At 49.7% G+C, this 22896-nt stretch carries 23 protein-coding genes and 1 pseudogene; all 24 read right to left on the bottom strand.

Going from position 1 to position 22896, the window contains the following annotated elements:
• Window position 1: 1 nt before the first annotated feature.
• Window positions 2–724 carry a phosphoadenosine phosphosulfate reductase domain-containing protein gene (locus HNP82_RS14320; protein ID WP_002604475.1) on the bottom strand — a complete coding sequence of 241 codons (723 nt, stop codon included), beginning with the start codon at window positions 722–724 and terminating at the stop codon, window positions 2–4.
• Window positions 725–737: 13 nt separating this feature from the next.
• Window positions 738–2708, bottom strand: a complete 1971-nt coding sequence (locus tag HNP82_RS14315) for a C40 family peptidase (RefSeq protein ID WP_002604476.1) — start codon at window positions 2706–2708, stop codon at window positions 738–740.
• Complete coding sequence (locus HNP82_RS14310) at window positions 2705–3661, bottom strand: DNA-methyltransferase (protein ID WP_002604477.1); 957 nt, start codon at window positions 3659–3661, stop codon at window positions 2705–2707. Before HNP82_RS14310 ends, HNP82_RS14315 begins: the two co-directional genes overlap by 4 nt.
• Window positions 3658–6054 (bottom strand): VirB4-like conjugal transfer ATPase, CD1110 family, encoded by a 2397-nt coding sequence (locus tag HNP82_RS14305; protein WP_183775792.1) that lies wholly within the window; start codon window positions 6052–6054, stop codon window positions 3658–3660. Before HNP82_RS14305 ends, HNP82_RS14310 begins: the two co-directional genes overlap by 4 nt.
• Entirely contained in the window at window positions 6014–6406 is a 393-nt protein-coding gene (locus HNP82_RS14300; protein ID WP_002604479.1) for a PrgI family protein, read from the bottom strand. Before HNP82_RS14300 ends, HNP82_RS14305 begins: the two co-directional genes overlap by 41 nt.
• Window position 6407: 1 nt before the next feature.
• Complete coding sequence (locus HNP82_RS14295) at window positions 6408–6956, bottom strand: MT-A70 family methyltransferase (RefSeq protein ID WP_002604480.1); 549 nt, start codon at window positions 6954–6956, stop codon at window positions 6408–6410.
• Window positions 6957–6966: 10 nt separating this feature from the next.
• Entirely contained in the window at window positions 6967–7818 is an 852-nt protein-coding gene (locus HNP82_RS14290; protein ID WP_003502113.1) for a VirB6/TrbL-like conjugal transfer protein, CD1112 family, read from the bottom strand.
• Between the two features lie 85 nt (window positions 7819–7903).
• Window positions 7904–8065 carry a Maff2 family mobile element protein gene (locus HNP82_RS18695; RefSeq protein ID WP_087273017.1) on the bottom strand — a complete coding sequence of 54 codons (162 nt, stop codon included), beginning with the start codon at window positions 8063–8065 and terminating at the stop codon, window positions 7904–7906.
• Between the two features lie 20 nt (window positions 8066–8085).
• Window positions 8086–9705 (bottom strand): recombinase family protein, encoded by a 1620-nt coding sequence (locus HNP82_RS14280; protein ID WP_070087575.1) that lies wholly within the window; start codon window positions 9703–9705, stop codon window positions 8086–8088.
• Between the two features lie 111 nt (window positions 9706–9816).
• Window positions 9817–10005 (bottom strand): transposon-encoded TnpW family protein, encoded by a 189-nt coding sequence (locus HNP82_RS14275; RefSeq protein WP_070087576.1) that lies wholly within the window; start codon window positions 10003–10005, stop codon window positions 9817–9819.
• Between the two features lie 14 nt (window positions 10006–10019).
• A complete protein-coding gene (locus HNP82_RS14270; RefSeq protein ID WP_070087577.1) occupies window positions 10020–10862 on the bottom strand; it encodes an ATP-binding protein in 843 nt (280 codons plus the stop codon).
• Window positions 10859–11593 (bottom strand): replication initiator protein A, encoded by a 735-nt coding sequence (locus tag HNP82_RS14265; RefSeq protein WP_070087590.1) that lies wholly within the window; start codon window positions 11591–11593, stop codon window positions 10859–10861. Before HNP82_RS14265 ends, HNP82_RS14270 begins: the two co-directional genes overlap by 4 nt.
• 132 nt (window positions 11594–11725) lie before the next feature.
• Window positions 11726–12112, bottom strand: coding sequence for a cysteine-rich VLP domain-containing protein (locus tag HNP82_RS14260; RefSeq protein ID WP_070087578.1), 387 nt, complete (start codon window positions 12110–12112; stop codon window positions 11726–11728).
• A complete protein-coding gene (locus HNP82_RS14255; protein ID WP_070087579.1) occupies window positions 12102–13712 on the bottom strand; it encodes a relaxase/mobilization nuclease domain-containing protein in 1611 nt (536 codons plus the stop codon). Before HNP82_RS14255 ends, HNP82_RS14260 begins: the two co-directional genes overlap by 11 nt.
• Window positions 13684–14082 carry a plasmid mobilization protein gene (locus tag HNP82_RS14250; protein WP_070087580.1) on the bottom strand — a complete coding sequence of 133 codons (399 nt, stop codon included), beginning with the start codon at window positions 14080–14082 and terminating at the stop codon, window positions 13684–13686. Before HNP82_RS14250 ends, HNP82_RS14255 begins: the two co-directional genes overlap by 29 nt.
• A gap of 713 nt (window positions 14083–14795) precedes the next feature.
• Window positions 14796–14993, bottom strand: coding sequence for a helix-turn-helix domain-containing protein (locus HNP82_RS14245; protein ID WP_070087581.1), 198 nt, complete (start codon window positions 14991–14993; stop codon window positions 14796–14798).
• Entirely contained in the window at window positions 14986–15408 is a 423-nt protein-coding gene (locus tag HNP82_RS14240; RefSeq protein ID WP_070087582.1) for an RNA polymerase sigma factor, read from the bottom strand. Before HNP82_RS14240 ends, HNP82_RS14245 begins: the two co-directional genes overlap by 8 nt.
• A gap of 252 nt (window positions 15409–15660) precedes the next feature.
• The gene (locus HNP82_RS14235; protein ID WP_070087583.1) at window positions 15661–16479 is read right to left on the bottom strand and encodes a TrmH family RNA methyltransferase; all 819 of its coding nucleotides are present in this window, start codon (window positions 16477–16479) and stop codon (window positions 15661–15663) included.
• A gap of 62 nt (window positions 16480–16541) precedes the next feature.
• Window positions 16542–16855: pseudogene (locus HNP82_RS18690) on the bottom strand (sigma-70 family RNA polymerase sigma factor); the annotation flags it as partial.
• A gap of 203 nt (window positions 16856–17058) precedes the next feature.
• Window positions 17059–17925: an AraC family transcriptional regulator gene (locus HNP82_RS14230; protein WP_070087584.1), complete on the bottom strand. Its 867-nt coding sequence runs from the start codon at window positions 17923–17925 to the stop codon at window positions 17059–17061.
• Between the two features lie 190 nt (window positions 17926–18115).
• On the bottom strand, window positions 18116–20035 hold the full coding sequence (gene tet / locus HNP82_RS14225; protein WP_070087585.1) for a TetM/TetW/TetO/TetS family tetracycline resistance ribosomal protection protein: 1920 nt from the start codon (window positions 20033–20035) through the stop codon (window positions 18116–18118).
• Between the two features lie 375 nt (window positions 20036–20410).
• Entirely contained in the window at window positions 20411–20551 is a 141-nt protein-coding gene (locus HNP82_RS14220) for a Maff2 family mobile element protein (protein WP_087272998.1), read from the bottom strand.
• A 67-nt stretch (window positions 20552–20618) separates the two neighbouring features.
• Entirely contained in the window at window positions 20619–22400 is a 1782-nt protein-coding gene (locus HNP82_RS14215) for a VirD4-like conjugal transfer protein, CD1115 family (RefSeq protein ID WP_002604483.1), read from the bottom strand.
• Window positions 22397–22870 carry a PcfB family protein gene (locus HNP82_RS14210; protein ID WP_002604484.1) on the bottom strand — a complete coding sequence of 158 codons (474 nt, stop codon included), beginning with the start codon at window positions 22868–22870 and terminating at the stop codon, window positions 22397–22399. Before HNP82_RS14210 ends, HNP82_RS14215 begins: the two co-directional genes overlap by 4 nt.
• Window positions 22871–22896 lie beyond the last annotated feature (26 nt).

The following is a 22896-nucleotide window of genomic DNA, read 5'->3' as shown; positions in this document are numbered from 1 at the left end:
TTTACTCCTTTCCAAACTGTTCTTTCCATGAATAGCTGCGCCCCAATCCCTTAACGGTTTTAAGATAGGGCATAGCGTTTTCTTCCAAAGTCGCCGCCCGGTTAAATAGATCGGGATAGTGTTCTTTGAGATATAAAATCTCTTGTTTCTTCATGCTCGGACAAAAGAAACAGGACGATTTACCCGGCTGCGGCAATCCTGCCGCTTTGATTTCCCGGATACAATCGTCCCTGTTCCAGCCCCATTCTTCAATGAGGGGGTAGCGGTTATGATATTTTTTGTCGGCTTCGTTGTACTTGCGGGAATGTTCATACCGTTTCACTTCTCCCGCGTCATAGCCGATATAGCGGTTGACTTTCTCGCCGCGCTGCCATACTTCGCGGCAAGGCGCATAGTGGTTGCAAAACTTTTCCTGCGGTGCGATTTTGTGTTTCTGCGAACAACGCTTATGCCCGTAGGCAATCGACGGGAGCGTATGAGAGCGCAAGCACTCGGTTTCAAGAGATAGGCGGTTGCCGTAGCGGTCAACATACTGCACAACGGTAATCTGCGGCATACCGTGTTCCGCAAGCCATTGATTGATTATCTCGATAAATTGATAGGTATGCGGGTGTTCCGCGCCCGTATCGGCAAAGGTGATAAGGTCAATCGGGATTTTGTGCTTGTATAGGCCAATAAGTAAGGCGGCACTATTCGTGCCGCCGCCAAAAGATACAATATTCATTTTTCAACTCCTTTTAATTGTAATTTAACCGCCCGTAGGCGTAAAAGTGGGATTGCCAATAGCTGGTGTCCAGCTTTGAATACTGGATAGGGTCGCCACAATGCAGCATGACGGGGCTTCCGTCCCCGTCCTCGCCCACATAAATCCCCACATGGGAAACGCCGGGGGTGTCGTATGTACCCGTAAAGAACACCAAATCCCCCGGCTGCGGGTTAGAAACAGGGGTTGAGATGTTGTAAAGCCCTTGCGCCCCAAGTCTGCCCGTATTGTATAGGCCGCTGTTCGTCAACACATAACTCACAAAGCCGCTGCAATCAAAAGAGGTTTCCGGGGTGCTGCCGCCCCACACATAGGGAAAACCGACGTATTTATCTGCTTCCTCCATGAGCCGCGCAAACTTTTCATCGGAACCCAGCAGCGCGGCGGGTACTTCATAATCGGCGGGCGGGTTTTCATAGTATTTAGACACATAGCCGGATTGCGGGAAAAGGTCGGGTCTGTTTCCCAGCGACGACATATACATAGCGTACATGGATAGCTGTTCTTCGCCCATGATGTAAACGGGGACATGGGAGAGGTTGAAGTTTTCCAAATCCACATGAAGAATGTAATAGTTATAGGGGACTTCAACCGTATAGGGGTTGCCCTCGCTGTCCGTCCTTGTTTCGGTGCGGTAGCGTACCTGTACTTCTTCCTCGACCGTCAAGATATACTGTTTCTCAAAGAGCATTTCAAGGGTGCTTTGCACTTCATCGAGTGTAAACACGCCCTCATGCCACGCGGAAAGGATAGAAATTAGCACATAGGGGTCATGCTCGATCTCGTCCGCGTTTACCCGGTATTCGTCATAGCCGGGGTATTCGCTTTCGATATTGTCCAGCATATCTTGTAACTCGGCTTCCATAGCGGCATACGCGCTTTCCGCGCCCGTTATATCCGCGTCCTCGGAGAGATAGGACGACGCAATCAAGCCGCTGCCGCTGTTGCCGCCAAAGAGGGAGCAAGAGGACAGCCCGCCGAAAAGCAGCAGCACGATAAAGGCAATCCCGCCCACAATCAAGCAGCCTTTCCAATGCCGGACAACAAAGAACGTCGCCCGTTTGGTTTCCTGCGCGGTTTTCTTCGCCGCCTTTGCGGTGGCTTCAGCGGTTTTTTTCGCTTTGCCGCCCGCTTTCAGCGTTTTTGCATACTGCTTTTTAATGCGCTGCTTCTGCCAAAAACGGGAAATGGGGTTGGAGTGCGCAAGCGCGGGGTTATCGTGCAACGCCTTTTGATAGAGAAAATCTGCGTTTGCCTTTACCGCTTGTTTTTCCGCTGCCGCCGCTGCCCGGTAGGGTTTCAGCTTATGGCGGCGTATGCCGCCCTTAACTGCCCGCGCCGCCATGCCGCCCGCTTTCTCTCCGGCAAGTTCTACCCGGTGCCCGCTTTCCACACCGACGTTTTCTTTCTCTACCTCGTAGATTTTCCCATGTACGGTACTGTTTAACTCCTGTGCCGGACGGGATAAGGGGTTATGCCGCAACTTGCCGTTTGGGGGCTTATCCGTCTTTTCAAAGGAAAGGCGCGTCTTTGCCTTGCCTTTCGCTTCGTCAAAAACGCGCTCTTTCTTGATTTTGGTCTGCTTGGGGATAGCCGCCCGCGCTGCGTCTAAACAGTCTGCCGCCTTATCCGATTTCTTGATCGCTTTTTGAAGTTCCGGCGTTGCCCGTTCCGCTTCGGAAAACTGCAAGCGGGAAGAATGGGTTTTAGGCTGCGTCGCGTCAAGGGCTTTTTTCTCCGCGCCTTTTGCTGCGTGTCGCTCAATCTCTGCGCCGATATGCTGCACAACCTTTTCCGCTGCCACCCCTGCGGGGGCTGAATAGTTTTCTTCCTGCGGCCTTTCGCTGATACTGGACGTTTCGCCCGTCGTGAGGTTTTCCGCAACCGCACCGTCGCGGGTCATTTTTTGCGTTACCTTGTCGGGGGCTTTCAGTTCCTTGCTCAATCTTCATCACCTCCAATCCGCTGTTTTGCAAGTTCGCAATAGTCGGGGTTTAACTCAATGCCGATATAGCGGCGGTTAAGCCGTTTTGCTACCATGCCCGTCGTGCCGCTGCCGAAAAAGGGGTCAAGGACAATCCCGCCGATGGGACAGCCCGCCAAAATGCACGTTTCCGCAAGTTTCGGCGGGAACGCTGCGAAATGCCCGCCATGATAGCCGACATTGTTAATCTGCCAAACGTTGCGGCGGCTGCGGACGGGAGAAATCAACTCGTCGGCGTATGCGCCCTTTTCGCGGGGGCGGTTGATTTTCTGCGGTTGGTTTTGCCCCGGAACAGTAACGTTATACTTATTTCCTTTGCTAACTCCGCTTTTCAGCCGCCCCGCCGTTGTGGGGGCTATCGGCTCGGCTACTGCTTGCCAATCGTAATAATACTTCTTTGACTTGGTAAGCAGAAACACATATTCATAGCAGCGGGTCGGCCTGTCCCGCGTGCTTTCCGGCATGGGGTTTGTTTTGTGCCAAATGATAGAACTGCGCAAATACCAACCGTCGCCCCGCAAGGCGAGGGCTACAAGCCACGGAATACCAATTAAATCTTTGGGCTTGCAGCCGGGGGCGCGGTGGTTAAACGCCACTTGCTGCCCGTTCCTGCCTTTGGGGTATTTGGGGTCTTGGTGGTCGGCTTTGCTGCCTGTGCCGCAATAAGTGTCCGCGATATTCAGCCAACAAGTACCCTCCGGCGTAAGCACCCGCTTTACCTCATGGAATACCGCCGTAATACGGGAAACATATTCCTCCGGCGTTGCTTCCCGTCCGATCTGCCCGTCTGCGCCGTAGTCCCGCAAGGCATAGTAGGGTGGGGACGTTACGCAACAATCAACTGCATTTTCCGGCAAGGTTTGAAGCACCTGCAAGCTGTCGCCGCAATAGATTTTGTCCATTTCTATCCTCATGCCGACACCTCGCCGGGTTTGGTCGTCATTACACGATAGAGTTCCGTATCTTGCGGGAAACGGTCAATAAAGGGCAAAATCACGTTGCCATAGAAGATAAGCCCCTCGCCCGCGTCGGAATGGGTTACATAGGTCATTTGCTGCTGCGAAATGTTAAGCTGCTTTGCAAGGATTTCCCTGTCGCCCTGGGCTTGGTTGAGCATATACACAAAATCGCTGTTTTCAAAAATGTTCTCCACCTCGCGGGACGATAACAAATCTTTCACGTTTTGGGTGATACCTGTCGGAATACCGCCCCATTTTCTAAAACGCTTCCAAATCTCAACGCTGTACGCTGCGGTCTGTTCCTCTTTGAGCAGCAAATGAAACTCGTCGATATAGTACCGCGTCGCCTTGCCTTCGCTGCGGTTTATGGTAACTCTGTTCCAAACTTGATCTTGGACAATGAGCATACCGAGTTTTCGTAGCTGGGTGCCGAGTTCTTTAATATCAAAGCAGACAAGGCGGTTGTGAATGTCAACGTTTGTTTGGTGGTTAAACACGTTCAAACTGCCATTTACATAGAGTTCCAATGCCGACGCGATACGCTGCGCTTCCTTTTCCGGCTGCTTCTTGATTTCATTGTAGAGGTCGCCCAAAATCGGCATATTCTCCGGCTTCGGGTCTGCAAGGTAGCTGCGGTACACGCTGATAACGGCGCGGTCAATCAAAGTCTTTTCAACCGCTTCCAGCCCGTTTTTGCCGCCCATAATCAACTCGCAAAAGGAAAGGATAAAATCGCTCTTTAAGGCTATGGGCGTGTCGCCCTCGCTGTAATTGAGGTTTATATCCATCGGGTTAATGTACTGCGTGCTGTTCTGCGAAACCTTGATAACCTGCCCTTTCAGCCGTTCCACAAGGGGGTAATATTCCGCTTCCGGGTCGCAAATGATAATATCGTCTGCGGTAATGAGAAAAGCGTTGGTGATCTCGCGCTTTGCCGAAAAACTCTTGCCGCTGCCGGGTGTGCCGAGTATCAAGCCGTTAGGGTTCTTCAGCCTTTTCCTGTCGCACAAAATCATGTTATTCGATAATGCGTTTAAGCCGTAATACAACGCTTCGCCGCTTTGGAACAGCTCTTGTACCGTAAAGGGGACGAAAATGGCGGTGCTGGAAGTCGTCAAGCCCCGCTGGATTTGGATTAGGTTTTCGCCCAATGGGATAGAGGACATAAGCCCCTGTTCCTGCCGGTAGTCAAGGCGGGTGAGCATACAGTTGTATTTCTGTGCGATACTTGCGGCCTGAAATACGTCGTTGTCCAATTTCTGCTTTGTGTCTGCCACATTCAAAACTAACAGCGTAAGCAAAAACATTCGCTCGTTCCGGCTCTGCAAATCCCGCAAAAGGTTTTTCGCTTCGCCGCCGTAGGTGGCAAGGTCGGACGGAATTATATCCATATCGTAGCCGCTGCGGATTGCCTTTTTCTGTTCCTCGATTTTCATACAGTCAAGGTCGGTGATTTTCCGCTTGATCGTCTTGATCGCTTCGTTGTGGTCGATACTCTGAATGTGCAGATTGACGACAATCCCGTTTTCCGCTTCCATGAAGTCGGCAAGCATACGGTCTGAAAGTTCCGGCGCGGCAATCTGCAAAAAGGAAACCGCGCCAAACTTCCCGCCCATTTGAAACATTCGCCCGTCGCCAAAACGGAAAGAGGACGGGGCAATAAAGTCTTTGACGGAAAGGCCGCTTACGGGTAGCCATTCCCACGCAAAGTTGAAGCGTTCCCCGTCCGGGTGGAAAAGCCCATGCAGCACTTCAAGCCGCTGCTTCCCGTCCAATACCCGCGCCGCCGCGCCGATCACCTTAAAATGGTTGAGGGTGTCCGTTTCGATACGGGCAAGCCGCGCCCGCGCCGATTTAATATCTTTTGCTTCAATGGTAAAGGTGAGAAACTTTGTCTTGATAAGCCCGTTGTTGCCGCGTTCAAGCTGTGTTTGCAGCATTTCGGTGTATTCGGCTCTGATACTGTCAAAGTCGTCATTCTGTGGGGCAATCGTGATACTGCTCTTGAAATCCTCCTTGTTCGCATGGCGGCTGATTAAGGAAAGCTGCACACTGATAGAAGCGTCAAAAGAGTTATACATATCGCAAAGGGCTTCAAAAATGGCGGTCTTGTCGTCCGGCTGCGCAAGCTGATAGTTAATATCTTCAAACTCAATGCACTTGGAATACCGCCCGTTTGCAAGGCGGCAAATCCCGTCCTTATACATTCGTTCAAACGGTATGCTGTCCTGCGCCGTATGGGGCTTCCCGTCGCCCTTTGACTGCCGGATAAGCGCGTCGATCTGTTTCTTTTCCTGCCGCGTAAGTTTACGCTTTTTGTTTTGGGTCTTTCCCTTTTCCTTTGACAATCGCCCGTACCTCCTTATCTAATCGCTCCTGCCGCGCAAGGGCGGTATAAAAATTGTTGGTCTGATAAGGTCGCTCTTTGGGGCGAAGAAACTTCACTTCCACAAATTGCCGTATAATCACTTCCAGCGGTTGCCCGTTCTTCTCGTACATAGCGAGTAGGAACATGGGCAGCATGGCAAGCACCATGCACAAAGCCGCCGTTGTCGTTCCCGCGCTGTCCTTTGTCAAAAAGAATAGCGGTAGCCCGATAGCCACCGCCGCGCCGAAACAGAGTAATTGTCTTTTGGTAAGGTTGAACATTACCTTGCTCTTGATTTTGGTTAAATCCTTTGGGACGGTTACATACGCCATTTCAAACCTCCTTTCCGGCAAACCGTATGTCGCTTTTGATTTCATTTCCCCATACGTCCCAACCAGGGGTATGCTGCCTTGCAAACAGTTCAATACGCGGTAGGTCGCCCATAAGGGCAAGTATCTTTTCCCGCGTTATATCCGGCTTTTTGCTGTGCTGCTCAACAGGGGAAATAATAAATTGATGTACCTTGTTTGATTGTCGCTTCGGGTGTCCTTTGGTAGCAAGCAAGCAGATTTCCGCATTTCCTCGCGTCCAAAAGCCCAAGCCATAAAACCAAGTGGGCGATTTCCGATTTTGCTTTAACCATACAAAGGCAACGGATTTATAGGTAAATCCCCAAGCCTTGATTAACTGCAACGCTTCTTTAAGCTGCGGGAACGTCGCCCATAGGAATAAAATACAGTCCTTATCCGCAATTTCTTTGACGGGTAAAGCGCAAAGTTCCTCAATACTCATAGTGGGATAGTGCTTTTCCGCTGCGCCCTGTACCTTGCTTCTCGCGTATCTCCAAGGGGGATCGGCGTAAATGATTTTGTATTTCTTCATCTGCACCCCCTTAATGCGCGCTGAATACGGATTTTGCAAGGCTTCCCGTTTTGAAAAGCGTAAAACACAAGAGGACGGTATAGCCCATGCAAGACCAGATCGCGCCGGATATGTCATCGGTTGCTGCGATTGTCTGTATCAAAACCGCATAAATACCGACGCACACAAGAATTAGAAAAGCCTGAAAACCGAGGGCAAGCAAGGATTTTAAGTAGTTCTGTCCCATGCCGCCCCATTCACGATTTACCATTGTCGCAACGGGGATAGGGGCGATACTCGTTACAAGGTATATTTCAATCATGCGCCCGTACACCACCAGCATGATACAGATAGACAACGCTTTCATGGTAAGCCCCACAAAGAGTGATTGAAACCATAGCCCCAAAAGCCCGCCGACGCTCATAGCGTCCAGCTTTGCTTCTATATCGGTGATAACGGTTGCAATATCTATGCTTGTGTCGGATATGATAACGCCCGCGCTGTCGTTGACGACGCTCTGTGTAATGTCAAATACGCCCATGACGATGTTCCAAGTATTTGTTACCAGCAGCACCGCAACAAAGGTTTTGAAAATCCACTTGAAGAAAATCCAAGTGTCGAGATCGTGCAGATTGTTTTTCTCAATTACAAGCTGGATTAGTTCGTAGCACATGACAAAGGTAATGATAACGCCCGCAATCGGCACAATGACGTTTTCCGATAGGCTGCGTATCATATTGAATATGCCCGCGTTCCACCCGGCGGGGGTTGTGCCGACTTGCGTTGCGATTTCTCCAACCTCTGTATTTACGCTGTCGAACAGCCCGGAGAGATTAGAGAGTATTCCGTCTGTCAAAATGCCGCGAAACCAATCTTCAATCATCTGCCATATCAAAAGCTAATCCCTCCTTTCCCGCGCCCTCCCGCGTGAAGCGGGAGAGCGCGGCGGGTAGTGTTAGTTTGTGGCATTATCCAAACAGGCCGGAGAGCAGCGGGACAAGGGTAAGGCCGATAAGGGCAACGCCGCCGCCCGCCATCAACTGTTTCATGCCCTGCGACTTTACTGATGTGCGATAAAGAAGTAATAGAAATGTAAAAAATTTTGCCGTTCCTATCCGGCACTTGGCCATTGTGTCGGATAGGTCGGGCGTTAGGCTTCGGGCAAGTCAATCTTGCCGACAAAGCTGTAATAAATCTCAATGTCCTGCCTGCGGGTGCCGTTCTCGTCATAGCTACACTCATGCACGACGATTTTTTCAATCATTTCCCGCAAGAGGGTGGGGGTCAATTCCTCAAAGGCAAGGTGCTTTCGGACGATACCCATAAACTTTTCCGCGTTGACGGTGGCGGCCTGCGACTTGTCCAGTTCGGCCTGCAAAGCGGCGGCGCGGTCTTTCAGTTCCCGCTGTTCCTGCTCATAGTCTGCTGACAGTTCCATGAAACGCTCGTCACTGATTTTGCCGTTCACATTGTCCTCATACAGCCGCTTAATAATGCGGCTCACTTCGGCAATGCGCTCCTGCGCCTGTTCAAGCTGCCTGGTGGTTGCGGCGGTCTTTCTCTTGCCGCCGATCTCGTTCTGCTGGATAAGCAGCTTCACAAAGCGGCTCTCATGCTTGGCGGCATACTCCGTCACTTGCCGGAGATTGGAGAGGACACCGGCGGTCAACAGGTCGGTGCGGATAAAGTGCGCCGTACAGTCGCGGGTGCGCTTCTTGTAGCTGCCGCAGATGTAACAGTCCTGCTTGCGGTTCTTGTTCTGATACCGCTGCTGGTACATCACATGGCCGCAGTCGGCGCAGAACAGCATACCGGAGAACAGCCCCACTTCATCATAGCGGTTCGGGCGTTTGCGCTGCTTGCGTAACTCCTGCACGCGCTCCCATGTTTCCCGGTCTATGATAGGCTCATGGTGGTTCTCAAAAATGGCCTGCTTCTCCACGGGGTTCTCTACACTGTGTTTGACCTTGTAAGAGGGCTTTTCCGTCTTGAAGTTTACCAGACAGCCGGTGTACTCCCGGTTTTCGAGGATATGAACGACGGTGTTTGTCGCCCATTTACACTCATAGCCGGGGTGGTAGCGGCGTGTGCTGCCTGTCCTGCGGTATTCCAGCGTCCCCGGCGTGGGGATTTGCTGCTCCGTAAGCATACGGGCAATCTTGGTCGGGCCATTCCCGGCAAGGCAAAGCTGGTATATCTGCTGGACAACCGGCGCGGTTTCCTCGTCAACGATATAGTTCTCGTCCTCGTCCATGAGGTAGCCATAGACCGGCTTGCTGGTAACAGGCTTGCCGCTCATGCCTTTTGCTCGTTTTACTGCCTTGATTTTCTTGCTCGTATCTCTCACCAGCCATTCGTTGAACAGATTTCGCAGAGGGGTAAAATCGTTGTCCATGCTGCCGTTTGCGCTGTCCACATTGTCGTTGACAGCGATAAAACGCACTCCCTTTTGAGGGAACAGCATTTCCGTGTAAAACCCTACCTGCAAGTAGTTTCGCCCTAACCGGCTCATGTCCTTGACTATGACGGTTCCGACTTTCCCGGCTTCAATGTCTGCAAGCATGGCTTGAAAACCGGGTCTTTGAAAGTTCGCGCCGGAGAAGCCGTCGTCGGTGTACCAGCGCAGATTAGTAAAGCCGTTCTGCTTGGCGTAGGTTTCCAAAATCCTTTTCTGGTTCGATATGGAATTACTCTCGCCTTGCAACTCGTCCTCATGGGACAATCTCGGATAAAGGGCGGTAATGAGGTTTTGGGTGGCTTGTCTTAACATAAAATCCTCCGTTTCCGACAGCCAGCCCCACTATTCCGTGGTTTCATTGTACCACGGAATAGGGCGGGCTGTATAGCGGCAAAAGTGTAAAATCTGCTTCTTTATGATTTGTCAAATTGCCGGTTTTTGTGTAGCAGCGGCTTCCGCTTCCAGTACCCGCGCCATTTTGTCGGCGGCGGTGGTGGTAGTGTCTTTCTTGAAATAGCCGGACACGACAAGGACGGAATTGCCCATGCGGATTTCCGTCACGCAGTCGGGGCGGCGGGTGGTGCGGGTGTCGGGCTGCTTGTTATCTGCCATAGGCAATACTCCTTTCAGTCGGTAATCAGTTTCTTCATGCTCTCCATTTTCCGCTGCGCGGCTTCCTGCCGGAAGTTGTCGCCGGTAAAGCGTACCGGGACGCACATGGAAAGCAGGCGGTCATAAATCCGGGAATGGGCGGTGTCCTCCGGGTTCCGCAGGTCGTCCAGCGTGAGGTTGGTCGTGACGATCAGCGGCTTGCTGCTGCGGTAACGGCTGTCAATCACATTGAAAACCTGTTCCAGCCCGTATTCCGTCCCGCGCTCCATGCCGAAGTCGTCAATGATAAGCAGCGGATAGCGGCAAAGGCGGGAAATGTACTCGTTGCGGTTCTCAAAGCTGGCGGCAAGGTCGTTGAGGATAAGGGCAAAGTTCGTCATGTGGACGGGGATTTCTTTCTCCATGAGGGCGTTTGCGATACAGCCCGCAAGATAGCTTTTCCCGGTTCCCACGCCGCCCCAGAACAGGCAGCCGATATTGTCGGCTCGCATATCCGCCCAATGCTCCACATACCGGCGGGCAATCCCGGCCTGCGGGTTCCTGCCGTTGTCGTTCTCAAAAGTCCAGTCCCGCATGGTGGGGTCGGTAAAGCCCCGGCGTTTCAGTTCTTCCACGGTGTCAAGGTGCCTGCGCCGCTTCTCGGCGGCCTCCCGTTCCTCGCGGGCGGTTCTCTGGCAGTCGCACTCTGCCGGGTGACGGTCACGGCCAAAGATAGCGGCCTTATCCGGCGCAAAATAGGCTTCTTTCGGCTTGCGGCACTTGCCGCAGTACAGTAAACCGTCCTCGCCGGTGTAGTCCTCCGGCTCCGGGGCGGTGGTCGTCATATTCTCCAAAACAGCGTTGATTTCGTTCTTCATAAACTCTCGCCCTCCTTGCATGAGTAGTCTGGTATGCCCTTTTTCGGGGCTTTCTTTTTGTCGTTCCCCGCCCATATCCGCAGGGCGGCGGCATAGTTCTGGTAGCTTTTCCCGTTGGCGGCAAGGTAGCGGCTCATTTCCTCGATGAACCGTTCCAGCCTGTCGGGGTACTCTGCCTGCAACTCGTCGTATTCGGTCTGCGACAGAAAAATATTCTGGTATCGGCCATAGGGCGCGGGCGGCTCCCCACTCACTCCCTTTGTTTGGCTCTCTGTAAGGTTGTTTATAGTAGTTTGGTTAGGGGACGGTTTTCCGACCATCATAAGGTCGGTTTTCTGACCATCAGTAGGACGGTTTTCCGGCTCTATGAGGGTCGGATTTCCGGCCATCAGTTGGTCGGAAAACTGTACCTGTGGCACTCGCGGCACTTTGACATAAAGCCGGTTCGGTGCGGAGAAGCCGCCCCGTTCCCGTTCCAGCAGCCCCGCCATGTCCAGTTCATTAAGCGCCCCCTTTATGGTGGTGCTGCCCTTATCCAGTATTTCGGCTATCTCCGCGATTGGATAGATAATATATATCCTGCCCTCGTCGTCCTGCCACTTGTTCTTCTGGGAGAGTGTGGAACGGTCTAACAGCAGCGAATACAGCAGCTTGGCGGTCTGGGAAATCTCCATTTTCAGCAGGAAACGGGGGTAGGGCAGATAGATAGGCAGCGGCGTGTCTGCCATGATATAATCAGCGATAGTATCACCTCCCTGTGTTCGGGTTGATTGTGGTGTTTTGTCACGCCTTAGAACGGCGTTTCCGGGGGAAAAGGATAAATGTATCGCGTACCCTTTGACACTCACGAAAAAAACCTTGATTCATGCGGGTTTGAAAGGCTCTAAAGCGTGACATTTCTGCCTTTGTTTCCGCTTTCTCTCGGCGGCTTTGAGTTTCTTCATGCGTCCGGCGCAGTCGGGGCAGTATTTTCCCCGGTTGGATTTGGGGACAAATGCCGCCCCGCAGACCTCACACCGTTTCCGGCTCCCCCGGTACAAGAGGGCTGCGGCCAGTTCCCCGTCAAGGGGCAGGACAGCCACACGGAACCAGCGGCACATGAGGGAAAGGGAAATGCTTTGGACGCACACGCAAGGCTCCCCGTCGTCTAACAGCAGGCAGTTTCCCTCGTCGTAGTTACAGCACTCATGTACCAGCCGCCGCGCCCGCCGGTGCTGGCGGTAGTCCATGCGGGGCAGGTTATCGCTCATGGCTCTGCTCCTTTCTGCGGTGGGGTTCCTCCCGGCGCAAAATCTGGTCGATGTTCCGCTTGACGGTCTGCAACTCCTTGAACCGCTGTTTCTGTTCGTGGTAGGTGTTATACAGGCCGTCTTTCTCGGAGATAAGCTGCTCGATCTCGGCCTGCAACGCTTTCCGGGCGGGCAGCTTGGTGATGCCATGCGCCTTGAAATACCGGGCGGCGGCTTCGGCTATGATAAAATCGCTCTCGTTTGCCTGCCGGTAGGCGGCGCGGGCTTTCTCGGATTTCTGCGCTTTCAGCCCGTCGCGGGTGGGCTTGGTCTTGGCATAGGCAAGTACCTGTTGCTGCAACTCCTTTTTCCCTTGTAGCTTCGTTTCCAGTGCTTTCAGTTCGCCGCTGGTCTGGCGCATTTCCTGATAGGCGGTATCAACGGCGGCTTCTAACTGCTCCGGGGAAGTAAAGCCGTATTCCTGATACACATTCAGCGTCGCGGCCATTTGTTTGAGGTTGTGCATGGTCGCCCAGCGTTCATAGCCCCGGCCTTTGCCCTCGGCCATTTTCTGCTCAATGTCCACAAGCCGCTGCACACCGTCCTGCTTCGGGGCGGTTTGTGGGGCTTTTGTGTTCCCATGCCGGGGGTATTCGAGTATGGCTGCGGCCTTTTCTGTGGCTCTGGCGGCGTTCTGCTCCAAAACGGAAAGGACAGCGGTGCGGTCAAAGTCGTCGCCCAGCTTCCGGGCGGTAATGGGCTTTGTCCTGTCCGGCGTGAGATAGGACAGCCGCCCCCGGCTCTCCTTGACGGTCACGCCCTCCCGCAGCAGCAGAGAGGAAAATTCGTCAAAGCTGGCGGCGGTGGCAAGGGCTTTCCGTATGGTCTGCCGCAGCTTCTCCTTGTTCGTTTCAAACTTGGTCTGCCGGGGCGTGATACCGCCTGCAATCATGGGGGCGTTCTGCTTGTCCAGCGCAGCCTGTCCCTTTTTCTGCGCCCAATACTCCCGGTCGGTCACGCGGTTCTTGCTGCCGTTCAAGAGGTCGATTTGGTAAAGCCCCTCCCGGTGGCACATCTCCATGACTTCGGATTTGAAGTAGCGCAAGGCAGCGTCGGTACAGCGGTGCTTGCAGCCGGCTTTCGTGTCGGCTGGCCTGTCCATGTAGGGCAGGAACGGTACTTCCTCTATCCGCAGGCTGTTAATGACGATATGCACATGGATATTGCCGCTGTGGTTGTGGCCGTCCGGGTGGGTGCATACAAGGGCTTGGTGGCCGGGGAAATGCTCGGCGCAAAACTTCTCGCCCAATGCCTGCGCCCGGTCTACGGTCAAGCCGTTGTCCGGCCCGTCCCGTGGGTCAAAGCTGATGATATAGTGGTGGCTTTTCACATCTTCCCGCCGCTGGTTCTTCCCATAGCGGAGATTTGCCCGCATACAGGCAACGGCAAAATCCTCCCCGCCGCAGTTCAGCGTTGACAGCCGGTAGTCCTCGCGGGGGATAAGCCTGCCGGTTTCATCAAGGACGGGCTTCATGGTAAACTCGTCATGCTCAAAGAGAAGATATTGTTCGGCGGCTCCGTAGTCGGCGTTTTTAGAGTTGATATGCTTGAGTGTTGCCAACTGCGTCACCTACTTTCTTGAGGACTTCATACTTGAGGGCGGCAAGGTCGGCTATGGCGGCGCGTACCTCGCCGGACAGCGCATTGTAGGGTGAGCCGTACTCGTTCAGATACCGGGCAATCTGATTGAGGTTGCCGCCGATCCTGCCGTACTCGGCGGCCAGCTTCCCGACAGCGGAGAGCAGTTCATCATTGACCGCCGATACATGGACAACGGGGCGTATGGTCGTGCGCCGTATCGCCTGCCGGAGAAATTCCGACTGGCTGATACCATAGGGCGCAAGCCGCGCTGTGAAGTCGGCGTATTCATCTTCGGACAGCCGGGTTTTCACAACGCGGCTGCGGTGGGGCGTGTTGTATTTCTTTCGCATAGGCTGAAAACCTCCTCTCACTATTCTTATTGCTGACTTTTTTCGGATTTTGGGCGGAGAAAATTTCCTCTCACTCCTCCCATTGCTTAACTTTTCGGGAAATTACAAAAACTTTTTTTTGCATTTCGGCAGAAAAATCCCTCTATACCTCCCATTGGGCAACTTTTTGGAAAATAACAAAAACTGTTTTCAGCTTTTTCGCCCGTAAGGGCGTATAGCAGGGTTTGGGGAAGGCACTCCCCAACAAGTTTCCCGCGAGGGGCAAAACCGCAGAATTGCGGATTTTGGCACCGTGGTAGAAACTTGCTCTTAGTAAGCCGCAGACTGCCCCTGTCCGGGCTTTTCCGTACATAGAGCGAACGGGGCGGGGCTTTCAGCCCGCTGTGCGCGGTCTTTTTTTTCTTTCGCCAAAGATACATTCAAAAGGCCGCCAGCTACCCGCTGTCCGGGGATTTTTCAAATTTTCTTTTGCCTTAGTAATCCGGGAAACAGGATTTTGGCAACCTACGGGGCAGAGAATTTTTCCTTTCACTCCCTACAACACTGCGTTTTGAAATTTGCCAAACGGAGCAGGCAGCTTTTTCTGGCTTCACCTACCTACTACGGGTGACTTTGCGATTTTGCCAAATGGACAACAAAAAAAGCAGCAAATCTTTTTCAGACTTACTGCTTTCACTGGCCGCTGGTGGGCGGCTGGTATTCAGTTTTGGGGCTTATCGGTCAAAGCGAAACTTGAATAGTGCGGAGATTAGCTGCTGCTTCACATATTCCTCAACCTCGGCGTTAACCTGACCGTGTACTTTGGAAAAGTAGCGGATATATCCGGCATAGTGGGAAAGGACGGTGTCGATTGCGTCCGGGTCGCCCTCATGGGCTTTGACGATTGTTTCATAGGGGAGAAGTTTACTCATGGTCTTTTCCCTCCATGAGCCGCCGTAGCCGCTGCAAGGCAAGCTGGATATGCCGCCCCGCTGTGCTGCGTGTCCGGCCAATATGTACGCCGATCACTCGCTGCGGCTGGCGCAGGAAATAGTAACGGAAAATCTCTTCCTGTGTCTGCTCCGGCAAGAGGGCAAGGGCGGCGGCAAGTTCCGCATGGTACAGAACGGCGGTCTGGCCGCAGGCGGTAAAAAGATATTCTTCAAGCTGCTCCGGTTCGGCAAGCTGGACAAACTTCTCATTCATCAGATAGTCAAGAGAAACTTCCCGTTCCCACCTCCGGCGCAGCTTTAAGATTATATCTATGGCTGCGTGACGAATGACAATCTTGCAAAAGGCATTGAATGTGTACTGGATATGCACTTTGTAGGCTTCATCTTCGGTCATGGAAATTCCCCCTCTCTGAATAATAGTGCGGGGCGGCAGCACTCCTTGCTGTCGCCCCTTGATTGCCTATCTGCAAAGGCGGGCGGGGCTGTCAACGGCGGCGCATATGCGCCGTTCATCTTGACTGTTGACTGGCTCGGCTGGCTTTGCCATTTGAGTGTAATTGCTTATTCTTTTTTTATTTGCAGACTTTTGAGGTAGAACGCCTGCTCCTCCCTTTTCTCTGGCTCACTCTCAAAAGGGTTATGCTGTCTAATTCATTCGTTGTCTTACTATTTCATACATCATTATAGATGCAGCACAACTGACATTGAAAGAACTGGCATAGGAATCTTCAGCCATAGGAATCGTACATAAAACATCACAATATTCCTTAAATGCCTTATTTAATCCCATGGTTTCATTTCCCATCATTAACATAACCGGGGTTTTCAAGTCCTCATGATAGATAGGCTTTTCGTGGTGGGCTGTTGTGCCTATGATCTTAAAGCCAGGGTATTTTATTCTAAGGCTTTCAACGAATTTATATAAATCCTCATTGTGAATGATTCGAATCACCGGAAGATTGAAAAAAGAACCCATCGCCGAAACAATTACATCAGGCTCATACAAATCAACCGCATGTCCAGTAATTATCAACATATCTACTCCCAACGCATCACATGAACGTATCATCGTACCTAAATTTCCTTTATTAGAGGGCCTGTCAAATAACACAATAAATGGATTGGAAGATAACGCAACATTTTCTAACCTGTCTTCCCTCATTTCAATAATAGCCAATAATTCAGAAGTTTCTTCTTTTCCACTTAATTCCTTTAGCAACTGTGCCGTAAGAGTATAATTGACTTCTGTTTTTACTGTTTCTATCATATGTTTTGCCCAGCCTGACAGATTATTCTTGTCATAAATAAAAGAAATAATCTTCCAGTTATTTTTAACCGCTTCATTTAAACTTCTTACGCCTTCAACAATAAATTGATTATATTTATATCTTTTATTTCGATTATGCTTCAATACTTCAAATCTCTGGTAATCATTATTTTTATTTAATATAGAAACAACTTTCATTTCAATACCTGCCTCATCATACTTTGGTTTTCGAATTTTTCACCCATTGTAAGCCCATTTTTGAAAAAATAAGGGAAAATGATTTCCCGGTTTTTCTGTGGCAGGGATAACAGGACGGCGGCAAGTTTTCCATTGGTGAGGATAACTGCCTGACCGCATATCGTTATAGGGTGTTCTTCATGGGGTGCTTCAAAATATTCGTCTGTTGTGCCTAAAGGGTAAAACTTTTCTTCTGTGAGGTATTCAAGGGATATTTCTTTTTGCCGCCGTCTGCTCCTGTCACGCCATGCGTTGATAGCCGCATAGTGTATGACGGTCTTGCAAAGCCATTGAACGTGTACATGATGTGTTCTTTGTATGCTTCTGTGCAAGGCATAGATGATTCCCCCTTTCTCCCACATAGGGCGTTGTATGGTTGACGGGTTTCATTTATAATATCAGAGGGCGGCAGCACCCCTTGCTGTCGCCCCTTGATTGCCTACCAGCAAAGGCGGGCGGGGCTGTCAACAGCGGCGCATATGCGCCGTTTATCTTGACTGCCCGCTGGCTCGGCTGGCTTTCCTATTTGAGTGTAATTGCTTATTCTTTTTTTGTTACTGGAATCCAAATTTCACTGTATGCGTAGTTGGGCTTTTTGTCGTCCATTTTTGTAAAAGAGAAAGAAAACGGCTCTGCCAGTTCATAATCTGCCGTCATAAACCATTCGGAGTAGATTCTTGCCATTGTATCCTGCAAAGTAAACGGGAAGATTCCTTCATTTGGAAAAACTGCCCACGTATGAGCTTTAACAGGAAATGTGTCCAGATTACTGCTAATGTCATTTTTAGTTGTTAAAACTCCAATTAAATGCGTTAATTCACCAGCTTCTTCAAGAAAGTTCGTATCTGATTCATAGGAAACATTTACAGTTTCATATGGCTCAATGTTTTGCAACCGGTGCATTTCTTCTTTCTGTTCCTGTGTTATGCTTTGTGCCAGTTCCAAAATAGCGTTGTTTACTCCCTCATATTGTAACGGCACTCGTTTACTTACACCTGCAAACGTAAAAGCAGGTTTTTCAACAATTTTATATTCCATTAAAGTTCCTCCCTTCATAGTTACAACAAATTGTAACTTTTGGCATGATTTACATTGTTTCAACTTTGCGACTTGTGACGGTAAGATACCGCTCCATTTTTTAAAGGCACGTGTAAATCCGTCTACGGATTGATACCCATATTGATAAGCGACATCTGTTACCTGCGCCCCCTGCAACAATTCTTTGTTAGCTTCTGAAAGTCGTCTGTTTTTTACATACTCATTCAGCGTCATATTGGTAAGCGCAAAAAATATTTTTCTAAAATGATAATCTGAAACATTTATATGCTCAGAAATCTTCTCAAGTAAAAACTCGTCCTCCAGGTGCGCTTCAATATAGTCCATCGCGTCATTCAATTTCTTTAACACATTGCCCCTCCTTCCGAATAAGAATATCACAATTTAGAAAGATATGCTCGACATTAGCATACAAAATTAGTCGGGTTATAAATAAAGGCCGTTTGCTCAATATAAGTTTACACAAAACCGACTTGAAAACAAAACTAACATAGACTCTCCTTATATTCAAAGATTTTTATCCGTGATAACGCACAAAATATTACGTTATTTTCTGAAACATATGCCGAACCTTATCTAAACGGCTGTTAGGACGGCGTGGCTGCAATACAGGCTCCCCGGAAATTTCTTGGTACCCTTTTAATTCGGTAAGGCAGACGCTTCTCCCATTTGTATAAAAATTTAAATCATTCCTATATTCGCCGATGCAGCGGGCGGGGATTTCTCCCGTAAAAATAACTTCATCATTTTTAAGCAAGGTTGATTCAATCACTGCACAATACTTCGGTGCGTCATTATAAGCCCGTGAAATATATTCCTGCGGTGCAAAAAGGGTAAAGGAAAGGTATGGTTCCAATAATTGTGTTCCTGCTCTTTTCAATGCCTGTTCTAACACGATAGGAGCAAGGGAACGAAAATCTGCGGGGGTACTAACTGGACTGTAATAAACTCCATAGTCAAAACAAATTTCACAATCTGTCACTTCCCAACCGTATAAGCCTTGCTCCATTCCATAACGCACCCCTTCCATAACGGCATTTTGAAAACTTTGGTTTAAATAGCCGAGAGATACTTTGCTTTTAAACCGGGTTCCACTTCCGGCAGGAAGTGGCGTTACAGTTAAGCCAATGGATGCCCAAAACGGATTCGGCGGCACTTCAATATGAATCGTGTAACTGGCTGTTTTTAATGGCCTTTCCAGATAAATGACCGTAGGTTCTTTCACATTTATGTTCACATGGTATCGCTCTACTAACAGAGAGCATACAACCTCTAACTGGACTTTTCCTAAAAAAGAAATGATGATTTCATGCGTTATCGTATCCACATAGTAATGCAACAGCGGATCTGTATCTGCAATTTCCGTCAGGGCATTCAGCAGGAGGTCTCTTTGTTCCTGATTTTGCGGCTCCACCGTCGTCCGAAGCAAAGGAATCGGATTTTTTTCCCATGCCTTGCGCGGCAAAAGTTCTACATTTCCGAGAGTATCATTCAGCTTCAGAGTGTCATTGGTCAAAATAACAATTTCTCCGCAACAGGCTGTGTCCGCCGGTATAATCTCTCCGTTTGACGGAATCCTCATTTCTGTGATTTTTAGTTTTTGATTTTGGGGCAGGAGAATCGTATCCCGTAAATGAAGTGTCCCGCTGTATAACCGCAAATAAACGAGCCGCTTTTTCTGGTCTGTGTACTCGATTTTAAAAACGCTTCCGCATAGCTCGGATTGATCGTTGTCCGCACCAGAAGTAAATGTTTCTGCAATCACTTCAATCAGCTTTTCAGTTCCGATATTGTTCTTTGCACTCCCATGATAAATAGGAAACAGGGAACCGTTTTGCATTCTTCTGCATTTCTCCCTCTGTAAATCTTGTATTTTCAAAGGTTCCCCCGCAATATATTTTTCCAAAAGTTCATCATTTCCAGCAATAATAGAATCCCATTTTTCTATATCCTCAATGTCTGTCAGAGACACTTCCGGAGTGAGCGAAACATCTTGCATAACCATGACATCATCAGAAAGTTTTTCTCTGATATTTTGATAAACGCTCTGTAAGTCAATGCCCTCCTGGTCTATCTTATTTACAAAAATAATCGTTGGGATTTTCATTTTCTGGAGCGCATGGAACAGTACCCGTGTTTGTGCCTGCACGCCGTCCTTTGCGGAAACTACTAAAATTGCTCCGTCAAGAACAGCAAGTGAGCGATATACTTCCGCCAAAAAGTCCATATGGCCGGGGGTATCGACAATATTGATCTTATAATTCTTCCAGCCGAAAGAAGTGACGGCCGTTTGAATGGTAATCCCACGCTGGCGTTCCAACAGCATGGTGTCTGTCCGCGTTGTTCCCTTATCTACACTCCCTAATTCCGGAACGGCTCCGCTGGTATAGAGCAGGCTTTCTGTCAAAGTCGTTTTTCCTGCGTCTACATGAGCAAGAATGCCGATATTGATTATTTTCATGTGTTTGTCCTCCATTCAGCCCCCAAAGGGCATAAAAATCCCCAGCAGCAAAATACTTTTACCGCTGGGGATATAGCGAATAGACATACACATACATACAACGCACTGCAAGCAGCGGTCGCTCTTTTGATATGTCAAATATATAAGGCAAAAGTATTCTTAAAAAGGGTACAAAAAACTAAGCCCCTTGCAAGGGACGGTTACAATTCTTTGTTCCCACTATTTGATTATAGTTAATTAAGAATACCTTGCCGCATATTTTTAACTCCTTACTTGGAATAGAAATATTATAGCATATCGGCATTGAAAAAGAAAGTCCTGAAACAAAATTTACGGAATAGTAGGCTGCTGTCTATCAATCTCTTGTGTGTTTCTTTATGACACATGAGCATTCGCGCCGGGGTTATCGTTGCCGTACCCCTCCATGAGGTTAATGCCGCCCCAAATGCCAAGTCCTGCGCCAAGCGCGATTACCAAAGTCTGCAATACGTCAACTGCGCTGTTGAAAAAATCCATATAAACCTCGCTTTCTGCCGCTAAAACGGCTCAAAAAATGTTGTTGGAAATAAAAATGCCGCCGTTTTTATTCGGCGGCTGCGTCCTCGTCGGACAAATCTATTTCGTATATGTCAAAGGGTTCGTCGGGCTTTACGATTGCCGGACGGGTGGACATATACCGTTCAACGTCAAAAGCGTTTTTCTTGTCGAAGTCGGAAAGGTATTTGTAGTTCGGGTGCTGCGTTATATCGTACTTATCGCTGAAAAAGGGGCGCACGCCGCGCAACTGCAAAATACATTTTCCTCCGTCCATAACTGCGATTTCGTCCTGTGTCATCAACTCCTTTCCCAATTTCTGATAATTGAGGCCATGAGAAACCTGCGTGCCGCGATTTTCGGAAGTGTTGAAACTGTCGATTGTTTCACGTCCCAAGTTCTCCGAAATATCCTTTGCATTTTTCCCGCGCCCTCCCAAAAACAAGGTGCTGTCGGCATTGTCAAGTATGATTTCTGCCGCGTCCTTGTAAATGGCTTTTAGCTGGCTCTGCGATTGCAGAATGATAGAAGCCGAGATTTCCCGGCTGCGGATTGTGGCAATCAATTTTTCAAACTGCGGGATTTGTCCAATGTTTGCAAACTCGTCTAACAGGCAGCGAACATGAACCGGCAGCTTGCCGCCGTATTCGTCGTCGGCCTTGTCGCACAAGAGATTAAATAACTGCGATTGCAGCATAGCGATAACAAAATTAAACGTGCTGTCCGTATCGCTCATAATCAAAAACAAAGCTGTTTTTCTGTCGCCTAACGTGTCAAGTTCTAATTCGTCGTAGGACATAAGATCGCGCAATTCCTTTATATCAAAAGGAGCGAGCCTCGCACCGCAAGAAATGAGGATTGATTTTGCGGTTTTGCCCGCCGCCAATTTATATTTTCGGTACTGCTTCACCGCGAAATGGTCGGGGTCGCGTTCTTCCAAGTCGGCAAACAGCAAATCGACGGGGCTTTGATATTCCTCGTCGTCCTCGCGGGCTTCGCTGGCGTTGATAAGTTCCAACAGGGTAATAAAGTTCATTTCCTCGGCGGGGGCTTCGTACCAGATGTAGCCCACCAACGCGCAATACAAAAGCCGTTCTGCCTTTACCCAAAAATCCTCCGCGCTTTTTTCTCCCTCACCTTTGGTATTCGCTATCAACGTATTTACCAGCTTCAAAATATCTTTCTCGCTGCGGATATACACAAAGGGGTTGTAGTGCATAGATTTTTTGAAGTTAATCGTATTCAGTACCTTAATGCGGTAGCCCGCCCGTTGCAGCAGCTTCCCGCACTCAATCAAAACCGTACCTTTCGGGTCGGTTAAGACGTAAGAGGAATGAAGCTGCATTAGATTAGGTTTGACAAAAAATCTTGTTTTTCCGCTGCCGCTGCCGCCGATCACGACGACGTTCTTATTTCTCGCGTACTTCGGCTGCTTCGGGCGGCTGTTCATGGTAAGCCGTTCCGTCTGCGTCAAAATGATGTTGTTTTGGAAATCCGGGTCTATGTAGGGCTTTATATCTTCGGCGTTTCCCCATCGGGCAGAGCCGTACTCCGCGCCCTTGCGGTATTTCTTCGCGTTTTTCCCTTTGACATAGACTATCAAGCGGATAATCACCGCACCGACAATGCCGACAAGCAAATCCAACGGGTAAACGCTCGGCAAGGCGTTTTCAAAGGCTGCGGAAAATCCTTGTGTGATATTCAGTATCTTTGCAGAAATATCCGCGCCGGGGGCAAGCCGCACCGCCTGTCCGACTTTATCAAAGAGATAGACAAAGAACACATAGGGGATATTCGGAAGTATCAGCTTTTTGTAGTTGATCTGCTTCATATCTCGCGCCCCCTGTCCATTTTCTTTACCTTGTCGCGGGCGGCGTTAAGCTGCTTCGCCTTGTCCTTTGCAGCGGCAAGGGCTTTGCGGATAGAGGGCTTTTTCTCCCGGTTCAGCTTCTTTGCGGAAAACTCTTGAAACGCTGCGGTCATAACGTCCGCGTCCCGGCCTTTGAAAAACACAAGGTAACGGGTCTGCTCGCCCTTAACCTTTTTTAGCGAAAAATCTATGTTGTATTTCTTCGCCGTACTCTCAAAGGCTTTAATATTGCTGTCGGTGATCTCGATGTTGGAAACACCCGCGTTCTGCTTCATAAGCTGCCGCATGGTCTGTTTCCCATGCGCGGGTTTGCTTTTCTGCTCCAAAAACTTTTGGATTGCTTTCTGTAACGCCTGTTCGGTAAGCCGCGCCGCGCCTTTTCCCACTTTGACGTATAGGGCAATCGTTTTTTGGGTTACTTCCTCCTGCAAGGTATCAACTCCTTTCCCGGTAAAGT

Origin of the sequence: Catenibacillus scindens (assembly GCF_014202115.1) — a bacterium.
Taxonomy (GTDB): Bacteria; Bacillota; Clostridia; order Lachnospirales; family Lachnospiraceae; genus Catenibacillus; species Catenibacillus scindens.
Note: the sequence above shows the minus strand (reverse complement) of the source record. Positions and strands in the feature narration are given on the sequence as shown.